Annotated in this window: 21 protein-coding genes; 11 read left to right on the forward strand and 10 right to left on the reverse strand. The window is 31.3% G+C overall.

The window, feature by feature from the left end:
* The first annotated feature begins 117 nt into the window (after window positions 1–117).
* Window positions 118–2,571 (forward strand): thiamine pyrophosphate-dependent enzyme, encoded by a 2,454-nt coding sequence (locus ABHQ57_RS10700; protein WP_047790083.1) that lies wholly within the window; start codon window positions 118–120, stop codon window positions 2,569–2,571.
* Between the two features lie 81 nt (window positions 2,572–2,652).
* On the opposite strand, the gene ABHQ57_RS10705 is transcribed toward ABHQ57_RS10700, so the two are convergent.
* Together ABHQ57_RS10705 and ABHQ57_RS10710 are read right to left on the reverse strand one after the other, a co-directional pair.
* Entirely contained in the window at window positions 2,653–3,423 is a 771-nt protein-coding gene (locus ABHQ57_RS10705; protein WP_167714196.1) for an SH3 domain-containing protein, read from the reverse strand.
* 64 nt (window positions 3,424–3,487) lie between these two features.
* A complete protein-coding gene (locus tag ABHQ57_RS10710) occupies window positions 3,488–4,759 on the reverse strand; it encodes a DUF2851 family protein (protein ID WP_167714197.1) in 1,272 nt (423 codons plus the stop codon).
* A 213-nt stretch (window positions 4,760–4,972) separates the two neighbouring features.
* Between ABHQ57_RS10710 and ABHQ57_RS10715 the strand changes: the two genes are divergently transcribed.
* From ABHQ57_RS10715 to ABHQ57_RS10735, 5 genes are all read left to right on the forward strand, one after another.
* Complete coding sequence (locus ABHQ57_RS10715; protein ID WP_167714198.1) at window positions 4,973–5,605, forward strand: NAD(P)H-dependent oxidoreductase; 633 nt, start codon at window positions 4,973–4,975, stop codon at window positions 5,603–5,605.
* A gap of 63 nt (window positions 5,606–5,668) precedes the next feature.
* Complete coding sequence (locus tag ABHQ57_RS10720; protein WP_167714199.1) at window positions 5,669–7,264, forward strand: sodium:solute symporter; 1,596 nt, start codon at window positions 5,669–5,671, stop codon at window positions 7,262–7,264.
* Entirely contained in the window at window positions 7,257–7,430 is a 174-nt protein-coding gene (locus ABHQ57_RS10725; protein ID WP_164505159.1) for a hypothetical protein, read from the forward strand. The genes ABHQ57_RS10720 and ABHQ57_RS10725 overlap by 8 nt, the downstream gene beginning before the upstream one ends.
* Window positions 7,408–7,908 (forward strand): cupin domain-containing protein, encoded by a 501-nt coding sequence (locus ABHQ57_RS10730; protein ID WP_047790079.1) that lies wholly within the window; start codon window positions 7,408–7,410, stop codon window positions 7,906–7,908. The genes ABHQ57_RS10725 and ABHQ57_RS10730 overlap by 23 nt, the downstream gene beginning before the upstream one ends.
* Before the next feature lie 187 nt (window positions 7,909–8,095).
* Window positions 8,096–9,448 carry a TrkH family potassium uptake protein gene (locus ABHQ57_RS10735; RefSeq protein WP_073184557.1) on the forward strand — a complete coding sequence of 451 codons (1,353 nt, stop codon included), beginning with the start codon at window positions 8,096–8,098 and terminating at the stop codon, window positions 9,446–9,448.
* 45 nt (window positions 9,449–9,493) lie between these two features.
* Here ABHQ57_RS10735 and ABHQ57_RS10740 read toward each other — a convergent pair whose 3' ends face one another.
* The gene (locus ABHQ57_RS10740; protein ID WP_167714200.1) at window positions 9,494–10,117 is read right to left on the reverse strand and encodes a LysE family translocator; all 624 of its coding nucleotides are present in this window, start codon (window positions 10,115–10,117) and stop codon (window positions 9,494–9,496) included.
* 109 nt (window positions 10,118–10,226) lie between these two features.
* Here ABHQ57_RS10740 and ABHQ57_RS10745 point away from each other — a divergent pair, with 109 nt between their 5' ends.
* Complete coding sequence (locus ABHQ57_RS10745) at window positions 10,227–11,120, forward strand: LysR family transcriptional regulator (RefSeq protein WP_047790076.1); 894 nt, start codon at window positions 10,227–10,229, stop codon at window positions 11,118–11,120.
* 61 nt (window positions 11,121–11,181) lie between these two features.
* On the opposite strand, the gene ABHQ57_RS10750 is transcribed toward ABHQ57_RS10745, so the two are convergent.
* From ABHQ57_RS10750 to ABHQ57_RS10760, 3 genes are all read right to left on the reverse strand, one after another.
* Complete coding sequence (locus ABHQ57_RS10750) at window positions 11,182–11,439, reverse strand: DUF6952 family protein (RefSeq protein WP_047790075.1); 258 nt, start codon at window positions 11,437–11,439, stop codon at window positions 11,182–11,184.
* A 2-nt stretch (window positions 11,440–11,441) separates the two neighbouring features.
* Window positions 11,442–11,750 (reverse strand): co-chaperone YbbN, encoded by a 309-nt coding sequence (locus ABHQ57_RS10755; protein ID WP_047790074.1) that lies wholly within the window; start codon window positions 11,748–11,750, stop codon window positions 11,442–11,444.
* Between the two features lie 92 nt (window positions 11,751–11,842).
* Complete coding sequence (locus tag ABHQ57_RS10760) at window positions 11,843–12,484, reverse strand: peroxiredoxin (RefSeq protein WP_047790073.1); 642 nt, start codon at window positions 12,482–12,484, stop codon at window positions 11,843–11,845.
* 289 nt (window positions 12,485–12,773) lie between these two features.
* Between ABHQ57_RS10760 and katG the strand changes: the two genes are divergently transcribed.
* The 4 genes from katG to ABHQ57_RS10780 all read left to right on the forward strand — a co-directional run bounded on the left by katG (window position 12,774) and on the right by ABHQ57_RS10780 (window position 16,086).
* Window positions 12,774–14,966 (forward strand): catalase/peroxidase HPI, encoded by a 2,193-nt coding sequence (gene katG / locus ABHQ57_RS10765; RefSeq protein ID WP_167714201.1) that lies wholly within the window; start codon window positions 12,774–12,776, stop codon window positions 14,964–14,966.
* Window positions 14,967–15,177: 211 nt separating this feature from the next.
* Window positions 15,178–15,537, forward strand: coding sequence for a YtxH domain-containing protein (locus ABHQ57_RS10770; RefSeq protein WP_167714202.1), 360 nt, complete (start codon window positions 15,178–15,180; stop codon window positions 15,535–15,537).
* A complete protein-coding gene (locus ABHQ57_RS10775) occupies window positions 15,537–15,899 on the forward strand; it encodes a phage holin family protein (protein WP_159493717.1) in 363 nt (120 codons plus the stop codon). The genes ABHQ57_RS10770 and ABHQ57_RS10775 overlap by 1 nt, the downstream gene beginning before the upstream one ends.
* Window positions 15,883–16,086 carry a hypothetical protein gene (locus ABHQ57_RS10780; protein WP_047790069.1) on the forward strand — a complete coding sequence of 68 codons (204 nt, stop codon included), beginning with the start codon at window positions 15,883–15,885 and terminating at the stop codon, window positions 16,084–16,086. Before ABHQ57_RS10775 ends, ABHQ57_RS10780 begins: the two co-directional genes overlap by 17 nt.
* Window positions 16,087–16,391: 305 nt before the next feature.
* Here ABHQ57_RS10780 and ABHQ57_RS10785 read toward each other — a convergent pair whose 3' ends face one another.
* The 4 genes from ABHQ57_RS10785 to ABHQ57_RS10800 all read right to left on the reverse strand — a co-directional run bounded on the left by ABHQ57_RS10785 (window position 16,392) and on the right by ABHQ57_RS10800 (window position 20,584).
* Window positions 16,392–16,793 carry a VOC family protein gene (locus ABHQ57_RS10785; protein WP_047790068.1) on the reverse strand — a complete coding sequence of 134 codons (402 nt, stop codon included), beginning with the start codon at window positions 16,791–16,793 and terminating at the stop codon, window positions 16,392–16,394.
* Window positions 16,794–16,888: 95 nt separating this feature from the next.
* Entirely contained in the window at window positions 16,889–18,052 is a 1,164-nt protein-coding gene (locus ABHQ57_RS10790; protein ID WP_047790067.1) for a sigma-54 dependent transcriptional regulator, read from the reverse strand.
* Between the two features lie 186 nt (window positions 18,053–18,238).
* A complete protein-coding gene (locus ABHQ57_RS10795) occupies window positions 18,239–19,180 on the reverse strand; it encodes a mechanosensitive ion channel family protein (RefSeq protein WP_167714203.1) in 942 nt (313 codons plus the stop codon).
* 81 nt (window positions 19,181–19,261) lie between these two features.
* Window positions 19,262–20,584 carry an ABC transporter permease gene (locus ABHQ57_RS10800; protein ID WP_073184570.1) on the reverse strand — a complete coding sequence of 441 codons (1,323 nt, stop codon included), beginning with the start codon at window positions 20,582–20,584 and terminating at the stop codon, window positions 19,262–19,264.
* Window position 20,585 lies beyond the last annotated feature (1 nt).

Here is a 20,585-nt window from a genome sequence, read left to right on the forward strand (position 1 = left end):
ATATCTCAATAATTACTTTATTTTAGTTGTTTTTTTGAAGAATATTCAACGAATATTGAAATTTTTAAATATCAACTAAAAAACCTATCTTTGTAACCATACCTAAATTAGATGATTATGACGCAAAATACCGAAATAGCTAATACTCAACAGCTTTCTTTTCAAGATTTTAAAAATGAAGTTTTAAAGGACTATAGAATTGCTCGTATTAGTCGAGAATGTAGTTTATTAGGAAGAAGAGAAGTTTTAACAGGTAAAGCTAAATTTGGAATTTTTGGAGATGGTAAAGAAGTACCACAGTTAGCTATGGCTAAAGCTTTTCAAAATGGAGATTTCAGATCAGGTTATTATCGTGACCAAACCTTTATGATGGCTATTGGAGAATTAACTCCACAACAATTTTTTGCAGGATTATACGCACATACTGATATTGATATTGAGCCTATGTCTGCCGGTCGTCAAATGGGAGGACATTTTGCAACACATTCTTTAGATGAAAACGGTAACTGGAAAAATTTAACCGCTCAAAAAAATTCATCATCAGATATCTCTCCTACTGCAGGACAAATGCCTCGTTTATTAGGATTAGCACAAGCATCTAAAATCTATAGAAATGTTAAAGGTTTAGAAAAGCATACTAACTTTTCAATCAACGGTAACGAAGTTGCTTGGGGTACTATTGGTAATGCTAGTACAAGTGAGGGATTGTTTTTTGAAACTATCAATGCTGCTGGTGTTTTACAAGTTCCAATGATAATGAATGTTTGGGATGATGAGTACGGAATTTCAGTTCATGCACGTCATCAAACTACTAAAGAAAGTATTTCAGAAATATTAAAAGGATTCCAGCGTGAAAATGAAAGTAATGGGTATGAAATTTTCGTAGTGAATGGTTGGGATTATGTTCAGTTAATTGACACTTACAACAAAGCTTCTAAAATTGCTAGAGAGCAACATATACCTGTATTAATTCATGTAAAAGAATTAACACAACCTCAAGGACACTCTACTTCAGGTTCTCACGAACGTTACAAATCAAAAGAACGTTTACAATGGGAACAAGAGTTTGATTGTATTGCTCAAATGCGTAAGTGGATTTTAGAATTTGAACTAGAAAATGAAGATGGAGAGACTTTAAAATTTATTGATTCTGAAGAAGATTTAATCAATATTGAAAAAGAAGCGAAAAAAGAAGTTAGTAAAGCTAAACGTGATGCTTGGAGCGCATATACAAACGAAATAAAAGCAGAAGTAGCCGAAGCTATTGCTTTGTTAGATACCATTGCACAAAAAAGTAACAACGGTTCTTTCATTTCAAAATACAAAAACGATTTAGCGGCAATTGCTGAACCTATCAGAAAAGATATTTTAGTAGCAGCACGTAAAACGTTACGTTACTTAAGAGATGAAGATTTCACTGAAAAAACTGCACTTCAAAACTTTATTAAAACTTCAATTGATAAAGCTGCTGTAAAATATTCAGCTCATTTATTAAGTGAAACTGAATTAGCTACTGAAAATATTTCTGCCGAAGCTCCAACCTATGCTTCTGAAAAAAATATGGTAGATGCACGTATTATTATGCGTGATAACTTTGATGCTATTTTAGCAAAACACCCTGAAGTGTTAATTTTTGGGGAAGATGCTGGGTATATAGGTGATGTTAATCAAGGGTTAGAAGGTTTACAAGAAAAGTTTGGTGAGTTACGTGTTTCTGATACAGGTATTCGTGAAGCGACTATTTTAGGTCAAGGTATTGGTATGGCAATGCGTGGTTTGCGCCCAATTGCTGAGATTCAATATTTAGATTATTTACTGTATGCTTTACAAATTATGAGCGACGATTTAGCTACGTTGCGTTACCGTACTTTTGGAAAGCAAAAAGCTCCGTTAATTATCCGTACCCGTGGACATCGTTTAGAAGGAATTTGGCATTCAGGTTCACCAATGGGTGGAATAATAAACAATGTAAGAGGAATTCATGTATTAGTTCCTCGTAACATGACTAAAGCCGCTGGATTCTATAACACTTTATTGGAAGGAGATGATCCTGCCTTAGTCGTAGAATGTTTAAACGGATACCGTTTAAAAGAAGAATTACCAACAAACTTAGGAGATTTTAAAACTCCAATTGGTGTTGTTGAAACTATCAAAGAAGGAAACGATATCACCATTGTTTCTTATGGTTCTACCCTACGAATTGTTGAAGAAGCTGCTAAAGATTTAGCACAAGTAGGTATAGATGTAGAAATTGTAGATGCTCAAAGTTTATTACCTTTTGATATTAATCACGATACAGTTAAATCAGTGGCTAAAACAAATCGTTTATTAGTTGTTGACGAAGATGTTCCTGGAGGAGCTTCAGCTTATTTATTACAAGAAATTGTTGAAAATCAAAATGGTTATAGACATTTAGATAGTAAACCACAAACATTAACAGCAAAAGCACATAGACCTGCTTATGGTACCGACGGAGATTACTTCTCTAAACCATCTGCAGAAGATATTTTTGAGAAAGTATACGAAATTATGAACGAAGCAAACCCTTCTAAATTCAAGAGTTTGTATTAATAATTAATTTTAAAATAATTAAAATAAAAAAACGATTTTAGAATATTCTAAAATCGTTTTTTTATTCGCTTTTTTATATAATTATTCAGCTGCTTTTTCTGCTACCGCCTCAGTAGCCGCTTCTGCTTCCTGCGTATCTAAAGGCTGATTTTTTGACTCGTAATCTTCTATTTTATTCTCTATAACTGGGATAAACTTAGAAGAAGATAGATCTGAATTATTTATAACATCTTTCAATGCCTTTATTCTTTCTGTCATTGTTGGTTGAGTATTTGCTATTCCTGCAAATTTAGCTGTTGCTATATCAACTTGATCATTTGTAATATTAGAAGTTTTTACCCAACCTTCTTCTATATACTTCCCTTCAGATCTTTTTCCTTTAACTTTAATCCAATCGCCTTGAGTTTCAGTCACAGCAATAATATCCATAACGCTGTACTTTTTTTCTGTTTTAGTAAGTAAATCTGGCCTTTTGTAAACTACTGCCTCTTCTAACATAGCTCCCACTTTACCATTAACAGCTAAAAAGGTAGATCTAGTCCATCCTTCTTTTCCGTCAATCAACTTTACTTTGTAATACTCTTTCTTAGAAACAGAATCTATAGTTTCTTCTCCTGTTAAGGTTACTTTTTCTCCTAAACTAATAGAAGTTATCCATTTCCCTTTTGCAGAAGCACTTTCTCTAATAGATAATTTATCTAATAAACAAATTGCTGAAGTAGACTTTTCTTCTTTTTCACTAATAGATTTTTCAGTTGTTGAAGTATCTACTTTGTTTTCTGAGTTTTTGTCGTCTTTACAACCTATACAAATAGTAGACACTAATGCAATAGCAATTAATATTTTTTTCATTATTATAAATTTTTTACGCAAATATATCATTTATTAATTAAATAATTTAACATGCTTTATTTACTTATTTGTTTAAAATAAAATTCCCAACATTACAGCTTAAACATTTTTTGTTTTGGCAATAATTATTTTTCAACTCTAATAAGGCCTGAGATTCAAAAGCATTTTTTGCTTTAATTTTTAACTCATCAAACTTATTTATAATTGAATTTTTTTCTGGGTGTATTTGTTGTATCAATTTTAACAAACTTTCTTCATTAACCTCTCCTCTAGCTTGTTCATAAACAAACTTTAAAGGAATAATTGTATTAATAATCAACAAGTCAATAAATGATTTTGTAAGTATTTTAACTGATTTTTTTGACTCAGAACCAAACGTATAATGAGTTTTCCAAAACTCATTTACTTCAACTGTAAATAAATTATAAAAACCCTCTATTTTATTTACATCTATTAACCTTGAGAATAAGCTTTCATATTTATTATATAAAGCCACTAATTGCGCTATTCTAATCGTAGGAAAGTTATTGGGACGCATTCTAAAAAATTGAAAACGGTGTTTTATTAATGATTGTAGCCTGTATTTGTGCTTTATATAAGCATACTCATTTTTAAGTTGCTTATAATAACTCTCTTCTATTTCATCAGCTAAAAAACCTGCCTGTCCAAACAATAAAGCAGATAGCTGCTCTTCGTTAAATCGAACTTTACGTAACACAGAAAAATCAAACGATTGTGCTAGTTCTAGGAAAGCTGTTCCATTAACTTTCAATCCGAAATTCTTAGCTAATAACTGAAACAACACCGCTTCATAATCATTATTTGATTTTTGTAGCAGCTCTTTTATTACCACCGATTTATTCTCTAATCGTTCAAAATACAAACGTTCTAACCAGTTATTTAATAAAAAAGAATTGATTTCTCCTATCTGCTTTTCACAAGGAATCCATCGTCGTTCTTTTAAAAACAATTTTCTATAATTTACCAATACATCTTCTTGAACAATTTTTTGTAATTCAACCGTTGGTAATGGATGATTATTTTTCATAAACACATCAGAATCATATTCCCACACAACATGTAAAATAACCGCATCATAATTCACATCTTTTTCATGATGATGCGCATACCAATCTGATGACTTTATATGAATTTCAACATTTCCAACCCATAGCTGCCCATCAATCTTCAATTTTGTATTCAAAAAATCAGGTCCTGAATTCGTATTATGACTCCCTGTGTTTAATACTTCAACGATTTCTCCTTTTACTGATATTAAATTTGCTTTGCTAAATAGTTTATACTGCCAAATAAAGTGCAAGAACTCTTCTTTCATACATTTTTTTATTTTCAATGTACAAAATATTTTTATGATACTATCAATATTAATTATTCGAAGTATTTTTAGACTACTTTTTATTCTTCTATTTTTGTCAAAATAAATTACTATAGGTAAACTTACAGGATAACAATGTAAGGGCACGTTTTTAATTTAGAGATAAACCTTGAAGTATTTTAACTCTCAATTATCGAGTAAAAATTAAACCACATGAATAGTATAGAAAATTTACAATGGCGTTACGCTGTTAAAAAATTTGACGAGCATAAATTTCTTTCCGAAGAACAAATTAATCTTTTAAAAGAAGCATTTAATTTAACTGCTACTTCTTATGGATTACAACCTGTAAAAATGGTTGTGGTTAAAAACAAAGATTTACAACAACAATTGGTGGCACATTCTTGGAATCAACACCAAGTTGCACAGGCTTCTCATTTATTGGTATTGTGTACCCCAAAAGAACTTACTACTAAAGATGTTGAGAGCTATTTTAAATTAGTAAAAGACATAAGAAACACACCCGATGAAATTTTAAATCCTTTCAAAGAGTTTTTAACTAACGATATAGAGAATAAATCTCCTGAAGTATTGTTCCATTGGATGAAAAACCAAGCATATATTGCTTTAGGAAACTTAATGACTGTTGCTGCAAATGAAAAAATTGACAGCTGCCCTATGGAAGGTTTTGTTCCTGAAAAATATGATGAAATTTTAGAATTAGATAAATACAACTTACAATCAGTTTTAGTATTACCTGTTGGTTTTAGAGCAGAAGATGACTACATGAAAGACTTAAAAAAAGTTCGTAGAAAAACAGAAGATGTCGTTATTGAGCTTTCTTAGACAACACTAATTATGAATTACGATTGATAATTTTAGTACATTCGTAATTCATAATTTAACTATATGCAACCGTTACATATACTACTCCTTATTTTAGCCTATTTTGGTGTATTAATTCTTATCTCATACATCACAGGTAAATCGGCAAACAATCAAACATTTTTTAAAGCAAACAACTCATCTCCTTGGTATTTAGTTGCCTTTGGTATGATTGGAGCATCATTATCTGGAGTTACTTTTATTTCGGTTCCTGGTTGGGTTGAAGGTGACAAAATGAGTTATATGCAAATGGTACTAGGGTACGTATTAGGTTATGCCGTTATTGGATTGGTACTACTTCCACTCTATTACCGATTAAATTTAACTTCAATTTACACCTATTTAGAAGGACGTTTTGGTAGATATTCGTACAAAACTGGGGCTTCTTTTTTCTTACTTTCAAGAACTATTGGTGCTGCCTTTCGCTTGTTTTTAGTGGCAAATGTATTACAGTTAATTTTGTTTGATGCTTATGGAATTCCGTTTTGGGTAACAGTAACAATTACCATTTTACTTATATGGCTATATACTTTTAAAGGAGGCATAAAAACTATTGTATGGACAGACACTTTACAAACGTTGTTTATGCTAATTGCTGTTGGAGTTTGTATTGTAATGATAAAAGATGAAATGCAAATTGATAATTTGTTTTCGTATGTAACAGACAATAGCTTATCTAAAACTTTCTTTTTTGACGATGTAAAGGCTGGTAACTATTTTTGGAAACAATTCTTTTCAGGAGCTTTTATTTCAATTGTGATGACAGGTTTAGATCAAGACATGATGCAAAAAAACTTGACTTGCCGCAATTTAAAAGATGCTCAAAAAAACATGTTTTGGTTTACTATAGTACTCGTTATTGTTAACTTCTTTTTCTTAGCTTTAGGAATCCTGTTAACTGATTACGCTACAGTAAATGAACTAAACGCTCATAAAGACAACTTATTTCCTACCATAGCTATGAGTGGTGATTTAGGTATAGCTACTTCCCTATTCTTCCTTCTCGGTTTAATAGCAGCAGCATACTCAAGTGCTGATAGTGCTTTAACTTCGTTAACTACTTCTTTTAGTATTGATATTCTTGAAATTGACAAAAAAGATAATGAGCAAGAAAGAGAAAAAACACGAAAGAAAATTCATGTGCTGTTTTCATTTATTTTAGTGGCTACTATCTTAATTTTTAAATATTTTATTGCTGATGAGAGTGTAATTGCTAAAATATTCCAATTTGCTGGTTATACTTACGGGCCGTTACTAGGTTTATATGCTTTCGGACTGTTTACTAAATTAAACATAAAAGACAAGTTAGTTCCTATCATTTGTTTAATGGCTCCGGTTTTAACCTATGTTATTAGCTTTTATAGCAAGGAAAAGTTTGGGTTTGATTTTGGTTTCTTTGTATTAATATTAAACGGATTCTTAACTTTTTTAGGATTACTTTTGATAAGTAATAATAAACAAAGTAAATCAGCAATTCTGCCTATAATTATGTCTCTTCTTGGTTTTCTAAGAGCTATATTGAATGGATTTGAAGACTGGAGAGCTATATTATTCCTAATTTTAGGTTTTACTTGGCTCAGTATTATTATCTCTAGATTAAAAAGCAAGCATAATGCCTAAAAAAGGAAAAGCTAAAAATACTGTAAACAAAGCGAAACATACACGCTTAATGAAGCAGAAAGAAAACAAACTTCGTTTGGAAAAACAACGTACCAAAGAACGTTTAAAAGCCATTATTAAAAAAGTTAACGAACAAAAAGAAAATGACAGCTCAACAAATAATTAAAAAGTTTGACTTAACGGAACATCCTGAAGGTGGTTTTTATAAAGAAACATACAGAAGCAACGGAATTATTAAAAACAAACACTTAAATTCTAACTTTGTAGGTGATAGAAATTACAGTACTTGTATTTATTTTTTATTAACTTCTGAAAAATTTTCTGCCTTTCATAAAATCAATCAAGATGAAATTTGGCATTTTTATAAAGGAAGTACCTTAAAACTACATATGATTTCTCCCAAAGGAAACTATTCTTTTGTATTGATTGGAAATAATATAGAAAATGATGAGCAACCACAATTTGTAGTTCCGGCTGGTTACTGGTTTGCTGCTGAAGTTAGTAAAGAAAACTCATATGCTTTTACTGGTTGCACTGTTGCTCCTGGATTTGACTTCAACGATTTTGTTTTACCTAAAAGAGAAGAGTTAATACAACTATTCCCACAACATAAAGAAATCATAACTAAACTAACACATTTTTAAATAATTCTTCCTCACTACCTATATACAAATCTACTATATAGTGTATAAGAAGTAAGATTCTTTTACATTTCCTTTTCATCTATTAATTGATTAAATTTGTTACTTAGTATTACCTATCTACAGATACTAAAAAAAACTTCAATTATAAAAGTAACGAAATACTTAGCCGTTATTTTACTTAAAAAAAATGAAAAATAATACATACAAAAAGCTATCTATTTGGTATAAAAAATTCCAAATTAGCAAAACACCTCAAATGAATTTAGTTTGGGGATTCTTCTTATATACCTTTATCGGTTTTATTTTACTATCAATTCCTCTGTTTCATAAAGCAGATGTATCTTTTTTAGACAATCTATTTATCTCAACATCAGCAATATCAACTACAGGGCTAGTTACTATCAGTATTTTTGATTCCTATAATTTCTTCGGACAGTTTATTATAATGATGCTCATACAAATTGGTGGAATTGGCTACATGACACTAACAACCTACTACTTGTTATTTATCACAAAAAAAATAACGCATTGGCATAGTAAATTATTAGGAACAGAATTTACGTTACCTAATAGTATTAAAATAAAAGATTTTATTAAAAGTGTTATTGTCTTTACTTTAATTATGGAAACTATTGGAGTTATACTGTTTTATATTGCTTTTACCAATTCTGGTATGCAAAACTTAAAAGCCATTTGGTTTGCTATTTTCCATAGCGTTTCATCTTTTTGCACTGCGGGTTTTGGTTTATTCAACAATGGCTTTGAAGAATACCACGATAACGTTTTTATAAATACAACAATCTCTATTTTAGCTATAGCAGGTTCTTTAGGTTTTATTGTTGTTACCGATTTATGGTATCGTCTTTCTGGAAAGACTAAAGAAATATCCTTCACAACAAAAATTATTGTCTACGGATTTATATTCTTATTACTTTCAGGAACATTACTTACGTACCTATCAGAACCTTCTTTAAACCTAAACTCCAACCATTCGTTAATGACTTCTTTTTTTCAAACAATGTCTGCAATGACAACAGTTGGTTTTAATACTGTACCTATTGGTGGTTTTTCTTTACCAATATTATTACTACTTACTTTTTTAATGTACATAGGTGCATCACCATCTGGAACAGCTGGAGGAATGAAAATCACAACTTTAACAGCAATGATTTCTATATTAAAAAGTAGATTATTAGGACAAAAAAAGATTACGTTTTTAAACAGGATTATACCTTTTGATAGAATTTACATAGCAACCTCTACTTTTATGTTATATACCAGTTTAATTTTTTTATTCTCTTTTTTACTTTCATATAGTGAAAGCTTCTCTTTTGACAAAATATTGTTTGAAGTTGCTTCTGCTCTTGGCACCGTTGGATTAAGTACTGGAATTACTGGAGACTTATCAAACCTAGGCAAATTCCTCATAATTATTCTAATGTTCATAGGAAGAGTTGGTGTTTTAACTTTTGGTTTTGCTTTATTACAACAGAAACAAAACGAATTAGAAAAAATAAAATCTGACGATTTAGCCGTATAATTTTTTAACCGATAGCGAAACACTAATCGCTATCGGTTTATAATTTTACATAAACGCTATCTGTAAGCCCATCAATACAAATATTACACCTGAAATTTTATTTAACCTTACCCCTATTTTTTCATTCTCTTTAATCTTAGTTGAAAATATCCCAGCAAACGATGTTAAAACCAAATACCAAATGGTAGTCATTACCGCATAAATTACTCCCATTATTATAAAAGGAACTGGATTTTCTATCTCTGTTGGGCTTATAAACTGCGGAAAGAACGCTATAAAGAATAATGCAACTTTCGGGTTTAATATATTTGTTAGAAACCCTGATGTAAAACTGCTTTTTGCTGAATTTTTCTTTTGTTCTTCGTTTGTATTAGCAATCAGCCCTTTTTTTGACATCACTTTTGTTACACCTAAATAAATTAAATAAGCTGCTCCTAAATACTTAATCAATGCAAAGAATATTGCTGATTTAGCTACCATAATCGATAAACCTAATGCTCCAAACAAAGTATGCACTAGAGCTCCAGTGTTTAAGCCAAAACTAGTATATATACCAGATCTTCTTCCTTGGCTAATTGACTTGTTAATTAAAAAGACGGTTTCTATTCCTGGTGTCAAAACAAAAAGAATAGTTGCTACTAAAAATGCGATAAAATTCTCAATTCCCATTTCGTTACTTCTTTAAAAATGATTACAAAGTTTTTTATGCAAAGCAACAGCAGTTCTCTTTATTAAAAAATACTTATTTTTGACTGATTAATGCAAAAAACGCATTAAAATGACTATTCAACAGATTCGATATTTTTTAATTCTAGCAGAAGAATTACATTTTTGGAAAACAGCAGAAAAAGTTTACACCTCTCAATCGTCATTAAGTAGGCAAATTCAATCTTTAGAAGAAGAATTAGGTATTACTTTATTTGAGCGGGATAAAAGAAATGTAAAACTTACTGAAGCTGGTGTATTCCTTAAAAAAAAATGGGATGTTCTATTAGACGAGTTCGATCGTACACATCAACATGCTAAAAAAATTGATGAAGGTTCTTCTGGACTTGTTAGTATTGCCTACCCTGGCTCTATCTCTTACAACTATTTACCTGAATTACTCAAAATATTTTCAGAAGAGAAACCAGATTTAAAAGTAGAACTTATGGAGCCTACTGATATTACACTTGAAAAATTACTTTCTAGTTATCAAATAGATTTTGCTTTTAGCAGAAATGAAGTTCTAAATGCTTCTATTTTATCTGAAAGATTGTATGCTGAACCCGTTTGCCTTGTGGTTCCAAAAGATCATTGGATAACAGAAGATTCTTTTGTTGATTTAAGAGACGTAAAAGACGAAAAATTTATCCTTTCTGGTTTACATCATACTACTTATTTTTCCTCATTACTACGCAATATTTTTAACACTTATGGTTTTGAACCTCAAACTCATATTGAATCTGATTTTGGGAGTATGATATTAAACTTAATTGGTAGAGGTTTAGGAATATCTATTTTACCTTACTCATATCAGTTTTCTTTAAATACGAACATACGGTTTATTACACTACCCGAAAGCACAGAATTATATATCAATTGGCGCAAGAACGACCATAGAAAAGTAATTAAAAGTGTTATTGAATATTCTGTAAAATTAGGCAAAAACTACAACCGAAAGTTTGTATAAAACAAAAACCTGAACATTAGAAAATGTTCAGGTTTTTGTTTATTTGTATACGTACAAGTAACTATTTATCAATCGAACCTAAAACACGTTTCATAAAATTATTTAACGCTTCTTTTTTAGGTGTTCCATCTTTAATCATTTTATTAACTTCAATTGCTCCGTACATATTAGAGATTAACTCTCCTATAACGTCTAGCTCTTCATCTTTTAACGATGGAACCTCTGTTAAAGCTTCAAGCGTCTCAATAGTTTCTAGTACATAATCTTGGTCATTTTCTTCAATAAATGAAGTTAAATGTTTAATTACTGGTAATTTCATAACTAAGCTACTTCATTTACTAAATCCTTCAATACATCAAACTTATTGGTTTGAGTTTGATTTACTAATTTTCCATCAATATAAGTAGCAAAAGTAGGCAAGTTACTCACATCAGCAAGTTTTCTACTCTCTGGAAATTTTTCGGCATCAGCTATTACAAAAACCATATCTTCATTCTCAGAAGACAACTTTTTAAATTTAGGTTTCATAATACGGCAGTTACCACACCATGAAGCTGAAAACTGAACTACAACTTTTTTATTACCTGCAACAACTTCAGATAAATTGTCTTGACTTAATTCTTGTACCATTTCTTTAATTATTATCCATTTCGAAAGGAGCTCGTGCTCGACCCCTTCACTTATCTCACACGAACTTGTTTCCTTTCTTTAATTATGTCTAATTAGTTTGCTGCTAAATATTCTGCTGTTGCTTTTGCATTAGCTTGCATCGCTTCTTTACCTTCTTCCCAGTTTGCAGGACATACCTCACCTTTTTCTTGTACGTGAGTATAAGCATCTACTAAACGTAAATATTCATTTACATTACGACCAACTGGCATATGGTTTATTCCTTCATGAAAAACAGTTCCTTCTTCATCTATTAAATATGTAGCTCTATAAGTTACATTATCTCCTTCAACCTGTACAGTTCCTGTAGCTTCGTCATAAACCTCGTTAGAGATGTCTAAGATACCTAAAATAGATGATAAATTACGATTACTATCAGCTAATAATGGGTAAGTAACACCTTCAATACCTCCATTATCCTTAGATTGGTTTAACCAAGCAAAGTGTACTTCAGGAGTATCACAAGAAGCTCCAATTACAATGGTATTTCTTTTTTCAAATTCTGGTAATGCAGCTTGAAAAGCATGTAACTCAGTTGGACAAACGAAAGTAAAGTCTTTCGGATACCAAAACAACAACACTTTTTTCTTGTTTTTAACTGCTTCTTCTAATACATTTAACTTAAACGTGTCACCCATTTCGTTCATTGCATCTACGTTTAAACTTGGAAATTTTTTTCCTACTGCTGTAGCCATTTTATAGTTTTTTATTGATTAATATTTTTTTACAGGCACAAATGTATTTTGTTTCTTCTCATTTAAAGTGTGAATCTAAAAATATTTTTTTATTTCACTATAACTATAACCAATAGTTAACATATTTTTAAATCACTAAAAAAAATATACCTTTATATTCCAACACATTATAAAACACAAAAACAAAAACTATAGTTATTTATTATTTTAAAATAAAAAATATAGATAAAAATTATTCATTGTTTTATAGTAGCTTTGCCCTATTCTAACCTATTAAATTATAATAAAAATGAAAAACACAAACTCACATTCTTCGAAAGGTAAATGCCCTTTTTCACAAGGTGCAAACACAGAAATACATGATAACATCATGGAGTGGTGGCCAAAATCATTAAACTTAGATATACTACATCAACACGATACCAAAACCAATCCTTTAGACAGTAATTTTAATTATGCTGAAGAGTTTAAAAAATTAGATTTAGAAGCAGTTAAAAATGACCTTAAAGACTTAATGACCGATAGTCAAGATTGGTGGCCTGCCGACTGGGGACATTATGGTGGTTTAATGATTCGTATGGCGTGGCATGCTGCTGGCACCTATAGAGTTGCTGATGGTAGAGGTGGTAGTAATACAGGTAATCAACGCTTCGCTCCACTAAATAGTTGGCCTGATAATGGTAATTTAGATAAAGCAAGACGATTGTTATGGCCCATCAAGAAAAAATACGGAAACAAACTATCTTGGGCAGATCTTATTATTTTAGCTGGTAATATGGCTTATGAATCAATGGGCTTCAAAACTTTTGGTTTTGCCGGCGGACGTGAAGACATTTGGCATCCTGAGAAAGATATTTATTGGGGATCTGAAAAAGAATGGTTAGCGCCAACAGGGAGTAAAGGTTCTCGATATTCTGGAGACAGAGACTTAGAAAACCCATTAGCTGCTGTAATGATGGGATTAATTTATGTAAACCCTGAAGGGGTTGACGGAAAACCCGATCCTTTAAAAACCGCAAAAGACGTAAGAGAAACCTTTAAGCGCATGGCAATGAATGATGAAGAAACCGTTGCTTTAACTGCTGGTGGACACACTGTAGGAAAAGCACACGGTAATGGTGACGCAGGAGCCTTAGGTGAAAGCCCTGAAGGTGCAGAAGTTCAAGATCAAGGCTTTGGCTGGATGAACCCTAAAGGGAATGGAAATGCTGCAGATACTGTTACTAGTGGTTTGGAAGGAGCTTGGACAACTACCCCCGATAGATGGAACCATACATACTTTCATTTGTTGTTAAATCATGATTGGGAATTAACAAAGAGTCCTGCTGGTGCTTGGCAATGGGAACCTGTTAATATTGATGAGGCAGATAAACCTGTAGATGCTCACAATCCGAACATTAAAAGAAACCCAATAATGACTGATGCGGATATGGCAATGAAAATGGACCCTGAATACAGAAAAATATCTGAAAAGTTCTATAAAGATCCAGCCTATTTTGCTGACACCTTTGCACGTGCTTGGTTTAAACTAACACATCGTGATTTGGGCCCTAATACACGTTACTTAGGGGTTGATGCTCCAACAGAAACACTTATATGGCAAGATCCTGTTCCTACTGTAGACTATACTTTAAACGATACTGAAGTTGAAGAACTAAAAGAAAAACTGTTAAACAGTGGACTTACTCATACTGAACTTATCAATACTGCTTGGGATAGTGCTAGAACTTATAGAGGATCAGACTTTAGAGGTGGTGCTAATGGAGCACGCATTCGTTTAGCTCCTCAGAAAGACTGGGAAGGGAATGAACCTACAAGACTAAAAAGAGTATTAGATAAGCTTGCTGAAATTCAAGCTAGTTTAAGTAAAAAAGTTAGTATTGCTGATTTGATTGTTTTAGGAGGTAGTGCTGCTGTTGAAAAAGCTGCTAAAGATGGTGGTGTTGACATTAAAGTTCCTTTTACCCCTGGAAGAGGTGATGCAACCGCTGAAATGACAGATACTGAATCTTTTGATGTTTTAGAGCCTCTACATGACGGATACAGAAATTGGCAAAAAAAAGATTATGTAGTGAAACCTGAAGAATTGTTATTAGACAGAACACAACTTATGGGGTTAACCGCTCCTGAAATGACTGTTCTAGTTGGGGGAATGCGTGTGCTAGGAACTAACTACGGAGGAACTAAACATGGTGTATTTACAGAAAATGAAGGTGTGTTAAGTAACGACTTCTTTGTTAATCTTACCGACATGAAATACTCATGGAAGCCTTCAGGGGAAAACTTATACAATATTGTTGATCGTAAGACAGGAAACACTAAGTGGACAGCTACACGAGTGGATTTGATATTTGGTTCTAACTCTATTCTTCGTTCGTATGCAGAAGTATACGCACAAGACGACAACAAGAAAAAGTTTGTGAAAGATTTTGTAACTGCCTGGACTAAAGTAATGAATGCAGACAGGTTTGATGTAGTATAAATCACAACTAAATGATAATATTTTAAGCTAGATTTTTTTAATTAAAGAATCTAGCTTATTTTTTTACACTCTAATCACCACTCCCTCTTTCTTCCTCATAAGTCATTAATAGCAATTGAGTTAACATTTAAATTTATTGAGCTAAAGAAACATCAGCTATCAAAGTATTTTTGTTACAGAAATCATTTAATAATTAAAAAACAAATATATTATGAGCAACGATAAAAGTATTTTAGGCTTATTAGCAGGAGTAGCTGTAGGAGCAGGATTAGGTATATTATTCGCCCCTGACAAAGGGAGTAATACACGAAAAAAAATAGCAGACGGAGCAGCCTCTGCAAGAGATACCATTACTTCAGAAGCAACACACCTTAAAGAAGAAGTTAAGCATAAAGCTGAAACCTTAAAAAATAATGTGGCTGAATCTCTTAGCAGCAAAACAAACTCATTAGAAGAAAAATTAGAAACTATTGTAACTGATGCTAGTTATAAAGCTGAAGATGTTATAACCCAATTAGAACAAAAACTAAAAGTATTAAAGGCTAAAAACAAAAAATTACAAACTAAATAATGTCGATATTCAAATCAATACATACCAACTCTGAAAAAGCAATTGAAAAAGGCGAAAGCTTTATAAAGAATTCTGAAGAATACTTTAAATTAAAAGTATTTTATATACTAACCTCTTCTTTAAGCATGATTTTCAATTTTGCTATTATAGGTATATTCCTACTTATTGCTTTTGTTTTTTTGGCTGTAACAATATCGGCAACCATAGGTAATTATTTAAACAATGTTGTTTTAGGATACTTGTTAGTAGCTTTACTTTTTATAATTTTCGCTTTAATAGCATATAGTATGAGAACAAATGTAGAGAATTTTGTAATTAAAAATTTATCTAAAAAGTATTTTGACGATGAAGAAAACCTATAATAATAGTAAAGAAATAACTAAAGAACTAAAATTACTGAAGCTTAAAAGAGATATTTCTTTAGAAGAAATTAAACTTGTAAAAGAACAATTTAAAGAAGATTTATCTGTGGGGAATTGGTTTCAAACTATATTTGAAACAGTTGGTAAGTTTGGAATATATACTTTAGCTAGGAAATTTTTAAAATAATCTTTTTTTAACTCAATCTTGAATAGCTACAAAGCTTTAATTTAGGTGTAAGACATATAACTTCTTTCCTCTTATAATTAAAAAGCCATCTTCTTCAGATGGTTTTTTAATTATAAGCTTTACTCATTACGTACTCAATATTGCTTCATATTTATTTTCTTTTTTTGTGTTTTTTTAAAAGCTTCACACCCCTTAATTCTGTTAGCTTTTATGAACTTTTACAAAACAACAAAGATGAAATTGTATTAGCTTCTTTCTAATACAACCTCACCTTTATTTATATAACAATTATTGTAAACTACTTACTATAACTTACAGTTTACCATCCAACGTATATTAAATTTATCGGTACAAGCCCCATACAGTGCGTTCCATTCCGTTTCCAATAGTTCAGTATGAACTATACCTCCGTTAGACAACTCATTAAAAACAACAGTAGCTTTCTCCTCATCATCTAAATCAACACTCATTTGAATATTATTACCACTATTTAGCGGAGTATCTGGAGAAACATCATACGCCATAATGTGAATCCCCTTCCCTTTCAATTCTGCATGTTGTATTTTATGCCTGTAATCCTCTGGAATATCTCTCTTTGAGTCTTTGTACGTTTGTTTGTTTACAATTTTTGCATTAAATAAGTCTGCATAAAAATTTAATGCGTTTTGACATTCTCCTCTGAATGCTAAGTATGCTTGTATGTTCATAATTTTTATTGTTTTGTATAAAAATAAAAACAAGCATCTATATAAATTAACTCTATTGCTGTGATTATTAACTCAAAAATTTAAAACGTTATTAATTATTTACTAGCAAATAGTTTTACATCATTTTTAGAAACTTCTTTTTCTCCTAAAATAAGTAAACGTTCAACTACATTTCGTAATTCTCTAATATTTCCTGTCCAATCATACTCTTGTAACAATTTAATAGCATCTTCCGAGAAACCTTTCTTAGGCATCCCTTGTTCTTCAGAAATTTTCTTGGCGAAGAAATCTACTAATAACGGTATATCTTCTCTTCTATCGTTTAATGCAGGAACTTTAATTAAAATCACTGCTAAACGATGATATAAATCTTCGCGGAAACGTCCTTCTTCTATTTCCTTCTTTAAATCTTTATTTGTTGCAGCAACTACACGCACATTTACTTTTATATCTTTATCCGAACCTACTCGTTGAATACGATTTTCTTGTAATGCTCGTAATACTTTCGCTTGTGCCGACAAACTCATATCTCCAATTTCATCTAAGAAAATGGTTCCTCCATTAGCTGCTTCAAACTTTCCTGCTCTATCTTTGTTAGCTCCTGTAAAACTCCCTTTTACATGCCCAAACAATTCACTTTCTATTAACTCAGAAGGTATAGCTGCACAGTTTACTTCAATCATAGAACCTTTAGAACGGTCAGATTTTTCGTGTAACCAATGCGCTACTAACTCTTTTCCTGTTCCATTAGGTCCGGTAATTAAAACTCTTGCCTCTGTTGCAGACACTTTTTCAATAATATCTTTAATATGAGTAATAGCATCGCTCTCTCCAATCATTTCATAATTCTTACTCACCTTCTTTTTTAAACGCTTATTTTCTACTACCAACTCCTTTTTATCTAAAGCATTTCTTACAGTATTCAATAATCGATTTAAATCTGGCGGTTTAGAAATATAATCAAAGGCTCCTAAGCGCATGGTGTTTACTGCAGTATCTAAATCACCATGACCAGAAATCATTACCATTGGTATTTCAGGTTTTAACTTTCTAGCTTTTTCCAACACCTCAACACCATCCATTTTTGGCATTTTAATATCACACAAAACCAAATCGTAATCTGTTTTCTTTATCATTTCAATTCCTTGCAAACCGTCTTCAGCTTCTTCTACTTCATAGGAATCGTTTTCTTCAGAAATAATTTTTTTTAATACTCTGCGAATTGCAGCTTCATCTTCTATTATTAATATTTTACTCATATTTTTTTTAGTCTTTTAGATATTAAAAAGGCTAGTTTAATAAATTCTTTAAATCAGAAATCATTTTTTGGAGCTCACCTACTTCGTTTTCTGAACCTATTAACGTTACTTTATTAACACATTCTTTACAACAAGTAAGAACCATTGGTGGTTACAACTCAAAAAGCAAGCCAAACATTTTTCAGCTTAATTATTTAGTTCTTCTTTAGAATTTCCTTCCTCTTTACCTTCAATTTCTTTCTGATTGTTTTGGAGTACCTCTTTTTTTGGAGGTTCAAAATGCAACCCTTTGACATCTACAATATGTATATCTCTTTGAGGGAACGGAATACTTATATTATGCTCTCTAAACAGCTCGTCTATTTTAAACCGTATATCACTTTTTGGTATCGCTGCCTGAAAACTATCATTTAACGTAAAAATTAATTTAAAATTTAACGAACTATCTCCGAAATTTTCAAAAAGTACTAAAGGAGCTGGATGCTGGTATACTTTTGGATGTTCATTGGCCGCTTGCAACAATAATTTTTTCACTAAAGCTACATCACTACCATAGGCCACACCCACTGTTACACTTTCTCTAGTTGTAGTACCATTTTGCGTCCAGTTATATAGGCTGTTAGATAAATACTTGTGATTAGGAATAACCAATACTTTATTATCGATTGTTACGGCTCTAGTGGTTCTCAGTTTTATCTCTTCCACCCTACCAACTTTTCCATCTAGTTCAATAATATCCCCCACATGAACACTTTTATCAAGAATAATAAAAACTCCAGAGATTATATCTTGAAAAAAGGTTTGTAACGCCAAACCAATACCTATTAACAAAGCAGAAGACGCTACTAAAATCGCACTTAAATCGACTCCTGCTGAACTTAAACCTATTGAAAAAACAATTACATATACTAACCAACTAGTAAATGAGAAAATAGTATCAAATTTATTTTTGTCTTCCTGTTCTAGTTTACTTTTTGCTAGTACTTTTAAATATTTCAACAAAAGCTTCACTAAAAGTAAACCTACTATTAAAAACAAAATTGTTTTTACTGTAAACTCGATATCTTTTCCTCCTATTGGTATTCTATAGTTTAGAAAATCCGTTATTTCTTTTATTATTTCTTTCATCCTAGTTTATGTTATAATCGTTACACACAATTTATAATCAACACTTTTAAACAATATTAAGTAATTTCATAAAAGTGTTAATTACCCATTATAACGAATCCATTTCCACAAATCTTTGTAGGTTGGTTTTTTACCGTACATTAAAATACCTACACGATAAATTTTAGCGGCAATCCATACAATTACCATAAAAGTAAGAATTAATAGCAACATAGAAATGGCTATTTCCCACCAAGCAACTCCAAACGGGATTCTCATTAACATCACTATTGGAGATGTAAAAGGTATATAAGAAAATATTACTGAAACCGGACCATGAGGATCGTTAATAACCGTTGCAAAACCTACATAAACTGCCAAAATTAACGGTAGCATAATAGGCATCATAAATTGTTGTGTATCCGTTTCATTATCTACCGCTGCACCTACTGCTGCAAACAACGAGCTATATAACATATACCCTCCTAAGAAGTAGAAAATGAATAAGAAGAACATTTTTACTAAAGGCAATCTGAAAATTTCTTGCACAATCATTTCTCCTTTATTGGCTGCTGTTTGTTGAATAGCTTCCATTTGTTCTGGTGATACTTTTGCTGACTGCATTTCCATCATATCAACTCCAAAGAAAGAAGATGCTACTAGGCTAAACACTAAAAACAAAATTCCCCAAATAAAGAACTGTAACAATCCAGCTGATGCATTTCCAATAATCTTTCCTAACATTAATTGAAAAGGTTTTACAGAAGAAACGATTACCTCAATAATTCTACTTGTTTTTTCTTCAATAACACTACGCATTACCGATGTTCCATAAATCATTACAAACATCATCAATAAATATCCTGCGATAGCTCCTACACCAATCTTTAATCCGTTGATTAATTTTGATGATTTTTCCCCAGAGAAATTCAACATTTTAATTTCTGATGAAATTTTAGACTCTTCTATATGCGCAATATCAATTCCGAAGCTTGTTAGTTTTTTATGACGTAACTCCTTATCAATTTTATCTTCTAAACGTTCCATGATAGACATACTTGGCGAATCTTTAGAGAAAAACTCAATCGATTTTGCCAACATTTCTAAACTATCTTGTTTCGGAATGTATAAAGCTCCGTAGTAATCTCCTTCTTCAACCTTTTTTTTAGAGTTTTCAATTCCTAAGGCTGTAAAATCTTCATACTTTACTGTTTTTGAATCTTTAAAAATATCTTTAGAGAACATTCCAGACTCATCAACATACACTATCTTCTTAACCTTTTCATCGTTCTTCTTCATTAAGAAAAATACTAAAGCCCCCATACCAATCATTAACAATGGACTTAAGAAAGTCATAACGATAAACGACTTATTTCTAACCTTAGCAATAAACTCGCGTTCTATAATTAATCGTAATCTTTTCATT

Source organism: Tenacibaculum sp. ZH5_bin.1 (assembly GCF_042865525.1).
In the GTDB taxonomy this organism is placed as follows: Bacteria; Bacteroidota; Bacteroidia; order Flavobacteriales; family Flavobacteriaceae; genus Polaribacter; species Polaribacter mesophilus.